Source organism: Neomegalonema perideroedes DSM 15528 (assembly GCF_000374145.1).
Taxonomy (GTDB): Bacteria; Pseudomonadota; Alphaproteobacteria; order Rhodobacterales; family Rhodobacteraceae; genus Neomegalonema; species Neomegalonema perideroedes.
This window is the reverse complement of the sequence record NZ_KB893654.1, coordinates 910,167-926,886: the sequence shown is the minus strand read 5'-3', so window position 1 is coordinate 926,886 and position 16,720 is coordinate 910,167. Positions and strand designations below refer to the sequence as shown.

Sequence of the window (16,720 nt, the reverse complement as noted above, 5' to 3'; positions counted from 1 at the left end):
CGCTTTTGATCAAGAGAATTCGTCTGAAAGACCTCCCAACCACCATCTTTCGCGTCTGAGGCGAAGGGAAAACGGGGCTTGCGGCTCATAGGGCGCCGGCTTATGGTCCCTTATCTCGCGCATGTCGTCCCACGCCTGTTGAAAAGGCCCCTTACTTGCGTCACCAAGTCCGTAAAGTCGTTTTTCCCGTCGCAGGCCTCGGGACGCGGTTTCTGCCCGCCACGAAATCCATCCCCAAAGAGATCCTCACGCTCGTCGACCGCCCCCTGATCCAATACGCCATCGACGAAGCCCGCGCCGCCGGAATCGAGCAGTTCATTTTCGTGACCTCGCGCGGGAAAAGCTCGCTTGAGGATTATTTCGACGACGCCCCCCATCTCGCCGCCGAACTGGCGAGCGGCGGCAAAACGGATCTGCTGGAGATCCTCGAAGCCACTTATATGAAAAGCGGCTCCCTCGCCTATGTGCGCCAGAACCGCGCCCTTGGGCTGGGACATGCGGTCTGGTGCGCGCGCCATCTCATCGGCTCCGAGCCCTTCGCGGTGCTTCTGCCGGACGACGTGATCGCCGCCGAAAAGCCCTGTCTGCGCCAGATGGTCGAGGCCTATGGCGACGTCGGCGGCAATATGCTCGCCATGATGGAGGTCGCGCCGGAGCGGACGTCCTCCTATGGCGTGCTCGACGTGGCGGCGGAGCCGAAGCGGCTGCGGCCCGTGCGCGGCATGGTGGAGAAGCCCCCGGCGGGCGAAGCCCCCTCCAATATGGCGATCATCGGGCGCTATATTCTGACGCCCTCCGTTCTGGAGGCCATCGGCCGCGCGGCGCCGGGCTCCGGCGGAGAGATCCAGCTCACCGACGCCATCGCCTCCGAGATCGGCCGTCGCCCCGTCAACGGCTTCGCCTTCGAGGGGCGGCGCTTCGATTGCGGATCGAAGGCGGGCTTCGTTCAGGCCACCATCGCCTTCGCGCTCCAGCGCCCGGATCTGCGCGAGGCCGTGCTGGAGATCATCGCCGAAACCGCCGCGACGCGGCGGGCCTGAGGGCTTCGCTTGCGCGGCGACAGATGATAGACAGGCGGACGAAGCCCTCGGCCTTCGCCTGCGCGCGGGCGCTTTCCCTCTGACCGGATCCGGGAGTCCGAGCTTTTGGACGTCTCCGCCCTTTTCGCTCCATGGCGCCGAGCCTCCGCGCAATTCGCGCTGAGGCGGCGCGTCGATCCGATCTGGCGCGCCGCCCGAAGCCGCCGCGGGCCTCAGGCTCCGACGGCGGTCCTCGTCGGGTTTTCGCGCTGGAAGACCTTCATGCTCGATTTCCTGCCCGAGCATAACGTGGCCGTCCTCTCGCATGACGGCTCGGCGCCTTTGGCGGCTCTTGAGGGCCTCCTGCGCCTGCCCAAGCCGGAGATCTTCGCCTGGAGCTATAATTTCGCGCCGGATCTGGAGCTGTTTTGTCGGCGCAAGGGCCTGCCTCTGACCTACGTCGAGGATGGATTTCTGCGGTCTCTGGGGCTCGGGGTGGCGCGCAGCGCTCCGGCCAGCCTCGTCTTCGACGACCGCGCCATGCATTTCGACCGTCTGCGGCCTTCGCGGCTGGAGGAGCTTCTCGCCTCCTACGACTTCGACGCGGATTCCGAGCTCATGGCGGCGGCGGAGGCTCTGGCCGGACTCATGCGCGGGCGGGGCCTGTCGAAATATAATCTCCCCGCCGCGCGGCGGGTCGAGGAGGCGCTGAGGCCGGGCAAGCGGCGCGTCCTCGTGCTGGGGCAGGTGGAGGACGATCTCTCCATCCGCTATGGAACGGAGTCGCCGCTCACCGGCAATCAGATGGTCATGCGGGCCGCCGAGGAGAATCCGGAGGCGCAGATCCTTTATCGGCTCCATCCCGACACCGCTTCGCACGCCCGGCCGCAATATTCCGATCCGGCGCTGGTGGCGGATCTCTGCGCGATCCTCGGGCCGGAGTTCGGCATCGCCGATTGCCTCGATCAGGCGGATCTCGTCTATACGGCCACCTCTCTGGCGGGCTTCGAGGCGGCCTTGCGCGGCAAGCCGGTCGTGACGCTCGGCGCGCCCTTCTACGCCGGATGGGGGATCACCGAGGACCGCCTGCCCGTCCCGCGCCGGAGCCGCAAGCTGAGCGCCCTCCAGATTCTGGCGGGCGCCTATCTGCTCTATCCGCGCTATGCGGGCGTCCGGCCGGAAGCCGGGCCGCGCGCGATCCTCGATCTTCTGCCCGGACTGCTCGCCGCTCAGACCTGAGCCTGCGGCCTCCGCGCCGTCCGCCAGACCAGAGGCGCGAGGATCAAAGCCACGGCGGGGAAGATCAGCCAGTTGATCATCCGCCAGCCCGAGGCGTTCAGCAGAGCGCCCGAGAAGAAGGAGGCCGCCGCCACCACGCCGAAGACGAGAAAATCGTTCAGGCCCTGAGCCTTGCCGCGCTCGGCGGGACTATGGGCGGCGGCCACCATGGCGCTGGCCCCGATGAAGCCGAAGTTCCAGCCCACGCCCAGCAGGATCAGCGAAACCCAGAAATGGCCGAGATCCATCCCGCCCAGAGCCACCGCGCCGGAAAGCGCCGTGACCACGAGCCCGACCGCCGCCACCCGCTCGGCGCCGAAACGCGCGATGAGGCGCCCCGTCACGAAGCTCGGCGCGAACATGGCCAGCACATGCCATTGAATCCCCTGAGCCGCATGATCCACGCTATGGCCATGCCCCACCATGGCCATAGGCGCGGCGGTCATGACGAAGGTCATCAGCCCATAGGAGACGATCCCCGTCGCCACCGCCAGCAGATAGCGCGGCGAAGATAAAAGCTCGCCGAGGCCGCGCCCGCCCTCGGCGGCGCCCGCGCCCATCGCGGCGGGCTTGGGCGTCCGCAGCATGAGCAGAACCGGAATCGCCAGAAGCGCCAAAGCCGCCTGACTGAAGAAGGCCCCGGCGAAAGGCGCGTCCGGGATGGAGTCGCGGGTGTGGATGACCAGCTGCGGCCCGATGATCGCCGCCGCCAGACCGCCCAGCATCACCCAAGAGATCGCTTTGGCCTTCATCGGCCCCTCGACGCCGTCGGCGGCGGCGAAGCGATAGCTCTGGACATAGGCGGCGTAAAAGCCCGCCAGAGTCGCCCCCGCGCAGAAGACCGCGAAAACCGCCGAGATCACGCCGAAAGCCGCGATCAGCCCGGAGACGATCCCGAAGCAGGCGCCGAAGACATAAGCGCTGCGGCGTCCGTAGCGGCGCATCAGATAGGCGGCGGGCAAAGTCCCGAGCGCCAGCCCGAGATTGAAGAGGCTCACCGGCAAAGTCGCCATGGCGGGATCGGAGGCCAGCCTCTGACCCACCAGCCCGCCCAGAGAAATCAAAATCGGCGGACTCGCCGAGCCCAAAGCCGCCGCCATCGTCAGCGCGACGATATTGCGGCGGGCCGAAGCCGGTTCGGAAGCCTGAAGAGGGGCCTGAGGGGACATGGGGCGCGGTCTTTCTGAAAAGGCGAAGAGGCGGCCCCGCCGCGCGGAGCCGCCTCCCCTCCTAGATCATTCGGGAGCCGAATAAGCTTATGCTTTTCGCCGCAGAGGCTTAGTTTTCGTCGAGCCGCACCACCGTCACCGAGACTTCGGGCTTCTTGCCCCAAAGCGCCGCCGAAACCCGGCGCGTCGCGAGGACGGCGGCTTCCTCAAGAGAGCCGTCGGAGCGGCGGGCCTTGGCGCTCATGGCCTCCACCGCCGTCTCGACCGCCGCCGTGATCTGATCCTCGAAGCTGCCGCGCCAGGAGGAGGATTCCTCCGGCGCGCCCAGAGCGCGGGCCTCGGGATCGGCGATGAGCTCGCCCGCCTTATCCACCACCAGCGTCACGGCGATATGGCCGTTCATCGCCATCTTGCGCCGGGCGCGGACCACGCCGTCCATGGCGCCGATGAGCTGATGCCCGTCCACATACATGCGACCGGTCTCGACCGTCTCCAGCACCTTGGGCGCGCCCGGCCCCAGACGCGCGAGGCGTCCGTTGGGCGCGAGCACCGCCTGATCGGCGCCCCATTCTCCGGCCATGCGGGCGTGCTCCAGCAGATGGCGGAATTCGCCATGCATCGGAATGGCCAGCTTGGGACGCAGAAGCTCGTAGAGCCGGGCGATCTCGTCGCGGCGGGCGTGGCCCGAGACATGGACGTGATGACGGTCCACGTCCACCACCTCCACGCCCTTCTCCGCGAGCTTGTTGTAGATGCGATAGACGCCGTTCTCATTGCCGGGGATGATCCGCGAGGAGAAGATCACCGTGTCGCCGTCGCCGAGATCCACGCCGGAGAACTGCCCCTCGGCGATGCGCGCCAGAGCCGCCCGCGATTCGCCTTGGCTGCCCGTGACCAGATAAAAGGCCTCATGGTCGGGCAGATCGCGCATGCGCTCCTCCGAGGTCACCGGAGGGAAGCTGTCGATCACGCCGGTCTCCAGCGCGGCCTCGATCATGCGGCGCATGGCGCGGCCCGCCACCGAGACCTGACGCCCCGCCTCGATCGCCGCTTCGGCCAGCATCTTCACGCGCGCCACGTTGGAGGCGAAGCTCGTGGCCGCGACGCGGCCCTTGCGCGCCGCGATGATCTCGCGGAGGCTGTCCTTGAGGCTGGATTCCGAGCGCGACCAGCCTTCCTGAAAGACATTGGTGGAATCGCAGGCCAGAGCGAGAATCCCCTCGTCGCCGAGGCGCTTCAGAGCCTCTTCGTCGATGGGCGCGCCCTGCCCCGGCATGGGGGTGCGGTCGATTTTAAAGTCGGCGCTGTGGAAGATGGTCCCGACCGGCGTGCGGATGATCAGCGCGTTGGTTTCCGGCGCGGAATGGGTCATGGCGAAGGTCTCGACGGTGAAGGCGCCGACCGTCACCCGCTCGCCCGGAGCCATTTCGCGAATGGCCTTCGCGTCGATCCGCGCCTCGGCGAGCTTGCCGCGCCCGATGGCCGCCGCGAATTTGCCCGCGTAGATCGGACAATTCAGCTCAGGCCAGAGATATTCCAGCGCGCCGATATGGTCTTCATGGGCGTGGGTGATGAAGAGCGCGTCCAGACGCCCCGCCTCGCGCTTGAGGAAAGAAATGTCGGGGGTCATGACCTCCACGCCGGGGGCGTGGGCCTCCTCGGGGAAGCCGATGCCGCAATCCACGGCGATCCAGCGGCGGTCGTTCTGCGAGCCGTAGCCGTAGAGATAGAGATTCATGCCGATTTCGCCCGCGCCGCCCAAAGCGACGTAGTAAAGGCCTTCTTGACGCGCCATGCGTCCCTCCATGTTGATCTTCGCCCAAAAGGCGAAGCCGCGGTCTGAAAAGGCCCCGCGGCGCGGCCCTATGGCGTCATGCGTCTGCTTTAAGCATCTCCGGGGGGCTTCGCCCGGTTCAACGCATGGATGTAGGCCAGTCCGCGCATGGTCAGATCCGGATCTCCGTGATCGATGCGCGGGGTGGCCTTCGAAAACAACGGCGCGAGCCCGCCGGTGGCGATGACGGTCATGGGGCGCCCATGCTCGGCCTCGATGCGGTCGCAGAGGCCCTCGATGAGTCCCACATATCCCCAATAGACGCCGCTGCGCATGGCGTCGACGGTTCCTTTGCCGATCACCCGCGCCGGACGCGCCACGTCGATGCGCGGCAGCTTGGCGGCCGCCTGATGCAGCGCCTCCAGAGAGAGGTTGATCCCCGGGGAAATCGCGCCCCCCGCATAGGCGCCGTCCTCGTCGCAGACGTCGAAGGTGGTGGCGGTGCCGAAATCTATGATGATGAGGTTCGGGCCGTAGTCGCGCAGGCCCGCCGCCACGTTGACGAGGCGATCCGCGCCCACCTCGCCCGGATTGGGCATGCGCACCTCGATGCCGAGCGCGCAGCCCGGCTCGCCGACCACCAGAGGCTCCACCTTGAAATATTTCCGGCAGAGACTGCGCAGATTGAACAAGGTCTGCGGCGCGACCTGCGCCAGAATGGCGTCCGTCACGGCTTCGGGGTCGACCCCCTCCAGCGCCATGAGGTTGCGCAGCCAGACGTAATATTCGTCGGCGGTGCGGCGGCCGTCGGTGGAGATGCGCCATTGCGCGCGAAAGCCCTCGCCGTCATGCAGGGCGAAGAGGGTGTTGGTGTTGCCGACGTCGATGGCGAGCAGCATTCTAGGGAGCCCCCCGGCGATCAGGTTCAGGAAAATGCACGTCGGCCGCCGCGATGCGGAGCAGGCCGGCTCCCTGACGGAGCATCAGAGCGCCCTGCGCGTCAAGATCCTCGAAGATCCCTTCGAAATTTTCGGCCCCCGCCCGCGCGAGGATCGGGCCGCCCAAACCCGCCGCCCAAGTCAGCCAAGCCGCCCGCAAAGGCGCGAAGCCCTCGGTGGCCAGCCGCAAGGCCCAATGGTCGAAGCGCGCCGCGACCAGCGTGAGATAAGCCTCAGGATCCAGAGGCGCGGCGGCGAAGGCGTCGAGCCGGGTCGGCGTCCAGCGCGCCCCGGCGGCCTCGGGGACGGTCGCAAGGTTCACGCCCATCCCCACCGCCAGCCAGTCCACGCTGCGGCCGAGTCCGCCGCCCGAGGCCTCCAGCAGAAGCCCGGAGGCCTTGCCGCCCTTCACCAGCAGATCATTCGGCCATTTCAGCCGGACCTCCGCGCGGGCGAGCTTCGGAACCGCCTGAAGCGTCGCCTCGGCCAGAGCCAGCCCCGCCGCGAAAGCGTGAAGCGCCGCCTGAGCGGGCGGCGCCTCCGGCGCGAAGAGCAGGGTGGCGGCGAGATTGCCCTCCGGCGTGGACCATGCGCGGCCTGAGCGTCCGCGTCCCGCCGTCTGGCGCTTCGCGAGGATCCAGAGCGGCCCCCGCTCGCCGGAGGCGGCGCGTCTGGCCGCCTCGGCGTTGGTGCTGTCGAGATCGTCGAAGCGGAGAACCCGCGCGGAATCGAGACCGAGGCCGAGACTCACGCGCCGCCGCCGATCAGGGCCGTCGCGGCCCGCTGCGCCGCCTCCGGCAGGCCGAAGCCGCCGATGACGAAGATCAGGCTGAAGGCCGCCGCCGCGTAAAGCGCCAGCCTCTGCCCGAAGGGCTGCGGGTCGAAGGCCTCCGCGGGCTCGTCGAAGAACATGACCTTGACGACGCGGATGTAATAAAAGGCGCTGACCACCGCCGCGAGGACCGCGATCACCAGCAGATAGCCCAGACCCGCCGTCCAGGCGGCCTGGAAGGCGTAGAGCTTGGCGAAGAAGCCCGCCAGAGGCGGAACGCCCGCCAGACTGAACATCAGCGCGCCGAGGCAAAGCGCCGAAGCCATGTCGCGCCGGGCCAGCCCCGCGAAATCGGAGATGGCCAGCGCGGGCTTGCCGCCCCGGCGCATCCCGAAGAGGAAGGCGAAGACGCCCAAAGTCGTGACCGCGTAGATCACCATATAGAGCAGGCCGCTGGAGATTCCCTGCGCCGTGCCCGCCGCCATGCCCGTCAGGGCGAAGCCGACGTTGCCGATGGAGGAATAGGCCAGCAGCCGCACGACGTTGGTCTGCACCAGAGCGCCGAAGCCGCCGACCAGCATCGAGGCCGCCGCCAGCACCGCGAGGATGTCGCGCCATTGGCTCGTGGCCTCGCCGAAGGCGCCGTAGAAAAGGCGCAGCAGCATGGCCGCCGCCGCGATCTTCGCCGCCGAGGCGAAGAAGGCCGCGATGGGCAGAGGCGCGCCCTGATAGACGTCGGGCGTCCACATGTGGAAGGGCGCGGCCGAGAGCTTGAAGCCGATGCCGCACGCCATCAGGGAGATGCCGATCAGCAGGCCGACGGAGAGGTTATGACCCTCCTCCACCGCCGTGACGGCGCGGATGACGTCGAAATTGATCGAGCCGGTGTAGCCGTAGACGAAGCTTGCGCCGAAGAGCAGCAGGCCCGATGAAAGCGCGCCCAGCACGAAATACTTCAATCCGGCTTCGGTGGCGCGGGCGTCGTCGCGGCGCAGGGCGGCGAGGACGTAAAGCGCCAGAGACTGAAGCTCAAGGCCGATGTAGAGCGAGATCAGATCATTGGCCGAGGCCATCATCCCCATGCCGAGGGCGGCCAGCACCACCAGCACGGCGTATTCGTAGCTCAGAGCCTCCAGCCGCCCCATGAGGTCGCGCGAGAGCGCCAGAGCCGCCGCCGCCGTCAGGAAGGCCGCGACCTTGGCGTAGCGCGACAGCCCGTCGAGGATGAAGGCGTCCGAGAAGGCGCGTCCCGCCGGAGCCCAGAACCCCGCCCAAAGCGCCGCGAGGATCAGAGCCCCCACCGCGAACCACAAAGCCCATGCGGCGTTGCGGCGCTCGGCGAGGGCGGCGGCGGGCTTGTCGCCCGCAGCCAGCAGATAGGCCGGAGCCGGAGCGCGCAGCACTCCGAACATCAGGATGGCGAGCGCCGCCACGGCGAGGATCAGTTCCGGCGCGGCGGCCGCGAGATTCAGGCTCATCTTACGCCCCTCCGGATCAATGATGCGCTTCGGCGGCGGCGGGAGCCGCGCCCGGCAGAGCGATGGGCGGACGCTCGCCCACCGCCGCCTCATAGCGGGTCAGCAGATGGGCCGTCGAGGTTCCGAAGGCGTCCAGAGCGGGCTTCGGATAAAGGCCGAAGTACAGCGTGGCGATCACCAGCGGCGCGAAGAGCGCGATCTCGCGACGGCCCATCTCCTTCATCTCGGCGACATGGGGGTTGGTGATCGTCCCGAAGGCCACCCGGCGGTAAAGCCAGAGCGCGTAGCCCGCCGAGAGGATCACGCCCGTCGCCGCGAAGAAGGCGACCCAAGTGTTGGCCTCATAGGCGCCGGTCATGGTGAGGAACTCGCCCACGAAGCCCGAGGTGCCCGGCAAGCCCACGTTGCCCATGGTGAAGAACAGGAAGACCACCGCGAACATCGGCATGACGTTGACCACGCCGCCGTAAGCCGCGATCTCGCGGGTGTGGAGGCGGTCGTAGACCACGCCCACGCAGAGGAACAAGGCGCCCGCGATGAAGCCGTGGCTGAGCATCTGGAACATGGCGCCGTCGATCCCCTGCTGAGTGCCGGAGAAGAGGCCCATGGTCACGAAGCCCATATGCGCCACCGAGCTATAGGCGACGAGCTTCTTCATGTCCTCCTGCACCAGCGCGACCAGCGAGGCGTAGACGATGCCGATCACGCTGAGCGTGAAGACGAAATTCGCCATGAGGTCGGAGGCGACGGGGAACATCGGCAGATTGAACCGCACGAAGCCGTAACCGCCCATCTTCAGCAGGATCGAGGCCAGAACCACCGAGCCCGCCGTCGGCGCCTCGACGTGGGCGTCGGGGAGCCAGGTGTGGACCGGCCACATGGGCATCTTCACCGCGAAGCTCGCGAAGAAGGCCAGCCAGAGCAAAGTCTGCGCCCCGCCCGTGACCATGAAGCCGAGCACCCGGAAGCCGTCATGCGGGAAATCCGTCACGAGCAGCTTTTCGATGTCGGTGGTGCCCGCGTAGCTCCACATCCAGATCATCGCCACCAGCATCAGCAAGGAGCCGAGCAGGGTGTAGAGGAAGAATTTGAAGCTCGCGTAGATGCGCCGCTTGCCGCCCCAGACGCCGATGATCAGGAACATCGGGATCAGGCCGGCCTCGAAGAAGAGGTAGAAGAGCACCATGTCCAGCGCGCAGAACACGCCGATCATCAGCGTCTCCAGCACGAGGAAGGCGATGAAATACTCCCGGACCCGCGTCTCGACGTTCCAGCTCGCCAGGAAGACGATGGGCATCAGCGCCGTCGTCAGCATGAGGAAGGGGAAGGAGAAGCCGTCCACGCCGAGCTTATAATTCAGCCCCGCCAGCCAAGGCCGGTCCACCACGAACTGGAAGGCCGGAGAGCTGGAGTCGAAGCTGAAGAGCAGGATCAGCGAGATCAAAAAGGTGAGGACCGAAATCCCAAGGGACCAACGCTTGATCAACAACCGCTCCGCCGGACCATCGCCCTTCAGAAGCAGCAGGATCAAGCCGCCGATCAGCGGCAGCCATAAAACGGCGTTCAACACATAGCCCATGCTTGCGGCCCCCTCAAACCACCGCCAGACCGACCAGCACCACGACCCCAAGGATCATCGCGAAGGCGTAGTGGAACACATATCCGGATTGCGCCCGGCGCAGCAAACCGGCGATGGCGGGGGCGATCTTCATCGAAGCCCCGTCGATGGCGCCGTCGATGGTCGCGCCGTCGCCCTTCTTCCAGAGGAACCGCCCCAGAGCCTGAGCAGGCTTCACGAAGAGGAAGTCATAAGCCTGATCGAACCACCAGCGATTCAGGAAGAAGGTGTACAGCGCCTCCTGAGACCGGGCGAGCTTCGCAGGCAGATCGCGGCGGCGCTCATAGAGCGTCCAGGCGATGAAGAAGCCCGTGACCATCATCATGAAGGGCGCAAACTTCACCCACAGCGGCACATAATGGAAGTCGTGCATGACGTGGTTGTTCGGGCCGAAGAAGATGGAGCCGCGCCAGAATTCTTCATATCCGTCGCCGATGAAGCCCGGCGCGAAGATCGCGCCCGCGAGGATCGCGCCGACCGTCAGCACCCCGATGGGGATGAGCATGGTCTTGGGGCTCTCATGCGGATGAAGCTCGTGATGGCCGTGGCCGTGATCATCTCCATGAGCATGGTCGTCATGCGCCTCTTCGACCGGCGTCGGATAAGGATCGGGATCGTCCTTCCAGACGCGGGGTCCGAAGAAGACCTTGAAGATCAGCCGCCAGGAATAGAAGGAGGTCATCGCCGCGACGAGCAGGCTCACGAAGAAGGCGTATTGCGCCGTCCAGCCCTTGCCGACGAAGGCCACCTCGATGATGGCGTCCTTGGAGTAGAAGCCCGAGAGCAGCGGCAGGCCGGTGATCGCCAGAGTGCCCACCACCATCATGACGAAGGTCAGCGGGATATAGCGCCAGAGGCCGCCCATCTTGCGGATGTCCTGCTCATGATGCATCGCATGGATGACCGAGCCGGCGCCCAAGAAGAGCAGAGCCTTGAAGAAGGCGTGCGTGAAAAGGTGGAACATCGCCACCGGATAGGCCCCGAGGCCCGCCGCGAAGAACATATAGCCGAGCTGCGAGCAGGTCGAATAAGCGATGATGCGCTTGATGTCGTTCTGCACGAGGCCGACCGTCGCCGCGAAGAGCGCCGTGGTCGCGCCGATGAAGGTCACGAAGGCCAGAGCCCCCGGCGCCCACTCGAAAAGCGGCGAGAGGCGGCAGATCATCACCACGCCCGCGGTCACCATGGTGGCGGCGTGGATCAGCGCCGACACCGGCGTCGGGCCCTCCATGGCGTCGGGGAGCCAGGTGTGCAGAAAGAACTGCGCCGACTTGCCCATGGCGCCGATGAAGAGCAGGAAGCAGATCGCCTCCAGAACCTTCACCTCCATCCAGAGGAAATGGAAGGTGGATTCGGCGTATTGCGGCGCGGCGGCGAAGACGGTGTCGAAATCCAGACTGCGGAAGACCGCGAAGACGCCGAACATGCCGAGCAGGAAGCCGAAATCGCCGACGCGGTTGACGATGAAGGCCTTCATCGAGGCGGCGTTGGCGCTGTCCTTCTGATGCCAGAAGCCGATGAGCAGATAAGACGCGACGCCCACGCCTTCCCAGCCGAAGAACATCTGCAGGAAGTTGTCGGCCGTCACCAGCATCAGCATGGCGAAGGTGAAGAACGAGAGATAACTGAAGAACCGCGCCTTAGACGGATCCTCCGCCATATAGCCGACCGAATAGAGATGGACCAAGGCCGAAACCGTGGTCACCACCACCAGCATCACGGCGGTCAGCGGATCGGCGCGCAACGCCCAATCCGTCTGAAGCTCGCCCGAGGAGATCCAGGTGAAGAGCCGCACGAGGCGGTCCTCTCCGCCGAGGGTCTGGGCGAAGACGATCCACGAAAACAGCGCCGAGACGAAAAGCAGCCCCGTCGGGATCCATTGCGCCAGAGTCTCGCCGAGGCGCTTGCCGAAGAAGCCCGAGATCAGCGAACCGATCAGAGGCAGAAAGACGATCGCGGTCAGCATGCCCTCAGCCCTTCATCATATTGACGTCGTCCACCGCGATGGTCCCGCGATTTCGGAAGAAGCAGACGAGAATGGCGAGGCCGATGGCCGCTTCCGCAGCCGCCACGGTCAGCACGAAGATCGTGAAGATCTGCCCCGTCAGATCCTGAAGATGCGTCGAGAAGGCGACGAAATTGATGTTCACCGCCAAAAGCATCAGCTCGATCGACATCAGAATGACGATCACGTTCTTGCGGTTGAGGAAGACCCCGAAGATCCCGACGACGAAGAGCATCGCCGCCACGGTCAGATAATGCTCCAGCCCGATGGTCATGAGCGCGTCTCCTGAAGGCCCTCGCCGGGCTTGGCGTCCACCAACTCCATCGCCTCCTCGCGGGTGCGGTGGATCTGCGCGAGCGGGTCTTGCCGCTTGATCCCTTCGCGGTGGCGAAGCGTCAGGGCGATGGCGCCGATCATGGCCACCAGCAGCACCAGACCCGCCGCCTGAAAGGCGTAGACGTATTGCGTATAGAGCACCATGCCGATGGCGTGGGCGTTGGGCAGATCGGCGGGGGTCGGCGTGGCGGCGGCGGCGCGCTGCGCGACGCCCTCGCTCCAGGCGCCGAAGCCCATGACGAACTGCACCAGCAGGATCACGCCGATCAGCGCCCCGAGCGGGAAATATTCTGCGACGCGGCCCCTCAGCGCGGCGAAATCCACGTCGAGCATCATCACCACGAAGAGGAACAGCACCATCACCGCCCCGACGTAGACGATGACCAGCAGCATCGCGAGGAACTCCGCGCCCATCAGCACGAAGAGCCCCGCGGCCGAAAAGAAGGTCAGGATCAGCCAAAGGACCGAATGCACCGGATTGCGGGCGAAGACCACCAGCAACGCCGCGACGACGGCCACAAGGGCGAATAGGTAAAAGGCGACGGCTTGCAGCGCCATGGTCTCTCGCTCCCCCGGGGACCGGCCTTAACGGTAAGGCGCGTCCAGCTCCAGATTTTTGGCGATCTCCCGCTCCCAGCGGTCGCCGTTCGCGAGCAGGCGGTCCTTGTTATAGAACAGCTCTTCGCGGGTCTCGGTGGCGAATTCGAAATTCGGCCCCTCGACGATGGCGTCCACCGGGCAGGCTTCCTGGCAGAAGCCGCAGTAGATGCATTTGGTCATGTCGATGTCGTAGCGCGTGGTGCGCCGCGAGCCGTCTTCGCGCGGCTCGGCCTCGATGGTGATCGCCTGAGCCGGACAGATCGCCTCGCAAAGCTTGCAGGCGATGCAGCGCTCTTCGCCGTTGGGATAACGGCGCAGGGCGTGCTCGCCGCGAAAGCGCGGGCTGAGCGGGCCTTTTTCGAAGGGATAATTCAGCGTCGGCTTGGGCTTGAAGAAATACTTCATCCCCAGCTTGAAGCCCCCTACGAAATCGGCGAGCAGAAAGGCTTTCGCCGTCCGCGACCAACTAACGCCCATGGCTCACCTCCACGGCGCGGCCGATCTCGCGCGCCTCGTCGCTCATCGTCCAGGGCTGGATGTCGAACGTCTTCATGAAGCCGGCCGTCAGCACCACGAAGGCGAGGGACAGCGGCAGGAAGATCTTCCAGCCCAGACGCATCAGCTGATCATAGCGATAGCGCGGCACGATCGCCTTCACCATCGCGAACATGAAGAACACGAAGACCATCTTCCCGGCCATCCAGAGCACGCCATGCGGCAGGCCCGGGATCGGCGACAGCCAGCCGCCGAGAAAGAGGATGCTCGTCATCGCGCACATCAGCACGATGTTGAGATATTCGCCCACCATGAAGAGCAGATAGGGCGTCGAGGAATATTCGACCTGATAGCCCGCCACCAGCTCCGATTCCGCTTCGGGAAGATCGAAGGGCGGACGGTTCGTCTCGGCCAGCGCCGAGATGAAGAAGACCACGAACATCACCGGCTGCTTCCAGAAGAACCAGCCCATCAGCCCGAAGCCCTGCTGCGCCATGACGATGTCGGTCATGTTCAGCGAGCCGACCATCAGCAGCACGCAGACGATCACGAAGCCGATGGAGACTTCGTAGCTCACCATCTGCGCCGCCGAGCGCATGCTTCCGAGGAAGGGATATTTCGAATTGGAGGCCCAGCCTCCCATGATGATGCCGTAGACGCCCAAGCTCGAAATGGCCAAGACGTAGAGCACGCCCACGTTCAGATCCGAGATCACCCAACCCAAGTTGAAGGGGATCACCGCCCAAGCGATCAGCGCGAAGATGAAGCTCAGCAGAGGCGCCAGAAGGAAGATCGGCTTATCGGCGCCCGCCGGAACCACGATCTCCTTCAGCACGAATTTCAGGAAGTCCGCGAAGCTCTGCAGCAGGCCGAAAGGGCCGACCACGTTCGGGCCGCGCCGGATCTGCACCGCCGCCCAGACCTTGCGGTCCATATAGAGCAGGAAGGCCAGAGCGATCAGCAGCACGATCGTCAACAGCAGGGTCTGCCCCAAGATCACGAGGCCGGGCCACACATAGCCGGACCAGAGACCAACCTCCATCACCCGCGCTCCCCCATTCGCGTCATTCCGGCTCCCGCGTCTCTCCGACGCGAAAGCGGCTTTTCAAGGCGTCCGTCCCTCGGCTTCGCCATGCTCGTCACTCCGCCGCCGCGAGCGTCGTTCCGCGACGCTCCTTGGCGAGCTTCGACAGCTCGGCCATGGTCGCGCTGGCGCGGGCCACGGCGTTGGTCATGAAGTAATCCGGCACGCTCTCGGCGAAGGGCGCGCCCGAAAGCCCGCCCTCGGAAGCCGGAACCCCGCTCCAGACCGCCGCCTCGCGCGAGTCGACGGCCGCGAGCCTCGGGAATTCGGCGAAGAGCGCCTTGCGCAGCCCGCCGAGATCGTCGAAAGGCTGCGCGACGCCCAGAGCCGCCGAAAGGGCGCGCAGAGCCGCCCAATCCTCGCGAGCCTCGCCGGGCGGCAGAGCCGCCGTCAGAGCCAATTGCGGACGGCCTTCCATATTCACGTAAAGGCCCGGCTGCTCCAGCCAAGCGCCGGTCGGCAGGATCACGTCGGCGCGATGAGCGCCTTTGTCGCCGTGATGGCCCTGATAGACCACGAAGGCCGAACCCAGCCGCGACGGGTCGATCTCATCCGCGCCGAGCAGCCAGACCGCCTTGAGCGCGCCGGAAGCGGCGTCGTCATAGATCTTGGCGATTCCGCCTTCCGAGGCGAAGCCGATCTCCAGCCCGCCGACCCGCGAGGCCGCCTGATGCAGCAGAGCGAAGCCGGTCCAATCCTCGCGGATCGCGCCGAGGCTCTCGGCGAGGCCCATGGCCGCCGAGAGGACCGCCGCGCCGTCGGCGCGCGAAACCGCGCCATTGCCGAGGATGATCAGCGGGTTCTTGGCCTTCGCCAGCGTCTCGCGGACCCAATCGAGATTCGCCGCGTCGGCGAGGGTCTCCGGACCCGCGCCCAGCCGCGTGACGGGATAAGTCAGATCGGCGTCGGGGCCGATGGTCGCGATCTCGGCGCCGTTGAGCCAAGCGCGGCGCAGACGGGCGTTCAGCACCGCCGCCTCTTTGCGCGGATTGGAGCCGATGATCAAAATGGCGTCGGCCCGGTCGATCCCGGCGATCCCGGGATTGAAGAGCCAGGCGGCGCGGTTCTCCGGCGGCAGGGCGGCGCCCTCCTGACGGCATTCCACCCGCGTCGAGCCGAGCCGGCCGAGCAGATCCTTCAGCGAATACATCGCCTCGACGGAGACCAGATCCCCCGCGACGGCGGCGATCTCCTCGCCCTTCAGCCCATGCAGCTTCGCGACGATATGGGCGAAGGCCTCGTCCCAAGTCGCCGGGCGGAGCTTGCCCTCATGACGGATATAGGGCCGATCCAGACGCTGACGCCCCAAGCCGTCGATGGCGTAGCGGGTCTTGTCGGAGATCCATTCCTCGTTGACGTCGTCATGATTGCGCGGCAGCACGCGCAGAACCGCCCTGCCCCGCACGTCGGCGCGGATGTTCGAGCCCAGCGCGTCCATGGCGTCGATGGTCTCGGTCTTGCGCAATTCCCAAGGCCGGGCCGCGAAAGCGTAGGGACGGCTCGTCAGAGCCCCCACCGGGCAGAGATCGACCACATTGCCCGAAAGCTCGCTGGTCAGCGCCTGATCCAGATAGGAGATGATTTCGGCGTCTTCGCCGCGCCCCGTGGAGCCCATTTCGGTGACGCCGCAGACTTCGGTCGTGAAGCGGACGCAGCGCGTGCAATGGATGCAGCGCGTCATCGCGGTCTTGACAAGAGGCCCGAGGTTGATCTCGTCATGGGCGCGTTTGGGCTCATGATAGCGGCTGCCCGCCTCTCCATAGGCCATGGCCTGATCCTGAAGATCGCATTCGCCGCCCTGATCGCAGATCGGGCAATCCAGCGGATGATTGATCAGCAGGAACTCCATCACGCCTTCGCGCGCCTTCTTCACCAGAGGCGAGAAGGTCTTGACTTCCGGCGGCTCGCCGTTGCGTCCGGGCCGCAGATCCTTGATCTGCATGGCGCAGGAGGCCACCGGCTTGGGCATGCCCGCCACCTCGACGAGGCACATGCGGCAATTGCCCGCGATGCTCAGGCGCTCGTGATAGCAGAAGCGCGGGATCTCGGCTCCGGCCTGCTCGCAGGCTTGGAGGATGGTCATATTCCCGTCGACGTCCATCTCGGCGCCGTCGACGACCAGTTTCAGCGTCTTATTCATCGCCGTCTCCTCGC

14 protein-coding genes are annotated in these 16,720 nt (G+C 66.0%); 2 read left to right on the top strand and 12 right to left on the bottom strand.

The genetic code is table 11. The annotated features are described in order from the left end of the window. Positions 1-155 precede the first annotated feature (155 nt). Both B161_RS0111500 and B161_RS17890 read left to right on the top strand, forming a co-directional pair. Entirely contained in the window at positions 156-1,040 is an 885-nt protein-coding gene (locus tag B161_RS0111500) for a UTP--glucose-1-phosphate uridylyltransferase (RefSeq protein ID WP_018633554.1), read from the top strand. 105 nt (positions 1,041-1,145) lie between these two features. Continuing rightward, positions 1,146-2,258, top strand: coding sequence for a capsular polysaccharide export protein, LipB/KpsS family (locus B161_RS17890; RefSeq protein WP_018633553.1), 1,113 nt, complete (start codon positions 1,146-1,148; stop codon positions 2,256-2,258). Here the strand turns inward: B161_RS17890 and B161_RS0111490 are convergent. The 12 genes from B161_RS0111490 to nuoG form a co-directional block, all read right to left on the bottom strand. Further along, the gene (locus B161_RS0111490; RefSeq protein WP_018633552.1) at positions 2,249-3,466 is read right to left on the bottom strand and encodes an MFS transporter; all 1,218 of its coding nucleotides are present in this window, start codon (positions 3,464-3,466) and stop codon (positions 2,249-2,251) included. The genes B161_RS17890 and B161_RS0111490 overlap by 10 nt on opposite strands. 109 nt (positions 3,467-3,575) lie before the next feature. Beyond that, positions 3,576-5,261: a ribonuclease J gene (locus B161_RS0111485; RefSeq protein ID WP_018633551.1), complete on the bottom strand. Its 1,686-nt coding sequence runs from the start codon at positions 5,259-5,261 to the stop codon at positions 3,576-3,578. A gap of 89 nt (positions 5,262-5,350) precedes the next feature. Next, positions 5,351-6,139 (bottom strand): type III pantothenate kinase, encoded by a 789-nt coding sequence (locus tag B161_RS0111480; protein WP_018633550.1) that lies wholly within the window; start codon positions 6,137-6,139, stop codon positions 5,351-5,353. A gap of 1 nt (position 6,140) precedes the next feature. Further along, positions 6,141-6,929: a biotin--[acetyl-CoA-carboxylase] ligase gene (locus B161_RS0111475; protein WP_018633549.1), complete on the bottom strand. Its 789-nt coding sequence runs from the start codon at positions 6,927-6,929 to the stop codon at positions 6,141-6,143. Further along, on the bottom strand, positions 6,926-8,428 hold the full coding sequence (nuoN, locus tag B161_RS0111470) for an NADH-quinone oxidoreductase subunit NuoN (protein WP_018633548.1): 1,503 nt from the start codon (positions 8,426-8,428) through the stop codon (positions 6,926-6,928). Before nuoN ends, B161_RS0111475 begins: the two co-directional genes overlap by 4 nt. Positions 8,429-8,444: 16 nt before the next feature. Further along, positions 8,445-10,007, bottom strand: a complete 1,563-nt coding sequence (locus tag B161_RS0111465) for an NADH-quinone oxidoreductase subunit M (protein ID WP_018633547.1) — start codon at positions 10,005-10,007, stop codon at positions 8,445-8,447. Between the two features lie 13 nt (positions 10,008-10,020). Next, entirely contained in the window at positions 10,021-12,012 is a 1,992-nt protein-coding gene (gene nuoL / locus B161_RS0111460; RefSeq protein ID WP_018633546.1) for an NADH-quinone oxidoreductase subunit L, read from the bottom strand. Between the two features lie 4 nt (positions 12,013-12,016). Further along, positions 12,017-12,325 carry an NADH-quinone oxidoreductase subunit NuoK gene (nuoK, locus tag B161_RS0111455; protein WP_018633545.1) on the bottom strand — a complete coding sequence of 103 codons (309 nt, stop codon included), beginning with the start codon at positions 12,323-12,325 and terminating at the stop codon, positions 12,017-12,019. After that, positions 12,322-12,945, bottom strand: a complete 624-nt coding sequence (locus tag B161_RS0111450) for an NADH-quinone oxidoreductase subunit J (RefSeq protein ID WP_018633544.1) — start codon at positions 12,943-12,945, stop codon at positions 12,322-12,324. Before B161_RS0111450 ends, nuoK begins: the two co-directional genes overlap by 4 nt. A 27-nt stretch (positions 12,946-12,972) precedes the next feature. Beyond that, on the bottom strand, positions 12,973-13,464 hold the full coding sequence (nuoI, locus tag B161_RS0111445; protein ID WP_018633543.1) for an NADH-quinone oxidoreductase subunit NuoI: 492 nt from the start codon (positions 13,462-13,464) through the stop codon (positions 12,973-12,975). Further along, a complete protein-coding gene (gene nuoH / locus B161_RS0111440; RefSeq protein WP_018633542.1) occupies positions 13,454-14,524 on the bottom strand; it encodes an NADH-quinone oxidoreductase subunit NuoH in 1,071 nt (356 codons plus the stop codon). The genes nuoI and nuoH overlap by 11 nt, the downstream gene beginning before the upstream one ends. A 97-nt stretch (positions 14,525-14,621) precedes the next feature. Continuing rightward, positions 14,622-16,706, bottom strand: coding sequence for an NADH-quinone oxidoreductase subunit NuoG (gene nuoG, locus B161_RS0111435; RefSeq protein ID WP_018633541.1), 2,085 nt, complete (start codon positions 16,704-16,706; stop codon positions 14,622-14,624). Positions 16,707-16,720: the final 14 nt, after the last annotated feature.

Excerpts from the sequence above, each read along its gene's own strand:
- nuoI (WP_018633543.1), bottom strand. The coding sequence starts at position 13,464 with ATGGGCGTTAGTTGGTCGCGGACGGCGAAAGCCTTTCTGCTCGCCGAT.
- B161_RS0111465 (WP_018633547.1), bottom strand. The coding sequence starts at position 10,007 with ATGGGCTATGTGTTGAACGCCGTTTTATGGCTGCCGCTGATCGGCGGC.
- nuoK (WP_018633545.1), bottom strand. The coding sequence starts at position 12,325 with ATGACCATCGGGCTGGAGCATTATCTGACCGTGGCGGCGATGCTCTTC.
- nuoL (WP_018633546.1), bottom strand. The coding sequence starts at position 12,012 with ATGCTGACCGCGATCGTCTTTCTGCCTCTGATCGGTTCGCTGATCTCG.
- B161_RS0111485 (WP_018633551.1), bottom strand. The coding sequence starts at position 5,261 with ATGGCGCGTCAAGAAGGCCTTTACTACGTCGCTTTGGGCGGCGCGGGC.
- B161_RS0111490 (WP_018633552.1), bottom strand. The coding sequence starts at position 3,466 with ATGTCCCCTCAGGCCCCTCTTCAGGCTTCCGAACCGGCTTCGGCCCGC.
- nuoN (WP_018633548.1), bottom strand. The coding sequence starts at position 8,428 with ATGAGCCTGAATCTCGCGGCCGCCGCGCCGGAACTGATCCTCGCCGTG.
- nuoH (WP_018633542.1), bottom strand. The coding sequence starts at position 14,524 with ATGGAGGTTGGTCTCTGGTCCGGCTATGTGTGGCCCGGCCTCGTGATC.
- B161_RS0111480 (WP_018633550.1), bottom strand. The coding sequence starts at position 6,139 with ATGCTGCTCGCCATCGACGTCGGCAACACCAACACCCTCTTCGCCCTG.
- B161_RS0111450 (WP_018633544.1), bottom strand. The coding sequence starts at position 12,945 with ATGGCGCTGCAAGCCGTCGCCTTTTACCTATTCGCCCTTGTGGCCGTC.
- nuoG (WP_018633541.1), bottom strand. The coding sequence starts at position 16,706 with ATGAATAAGACGCTGAAACTGGTCGTCGACGGCGCCGAGATGGACGTC.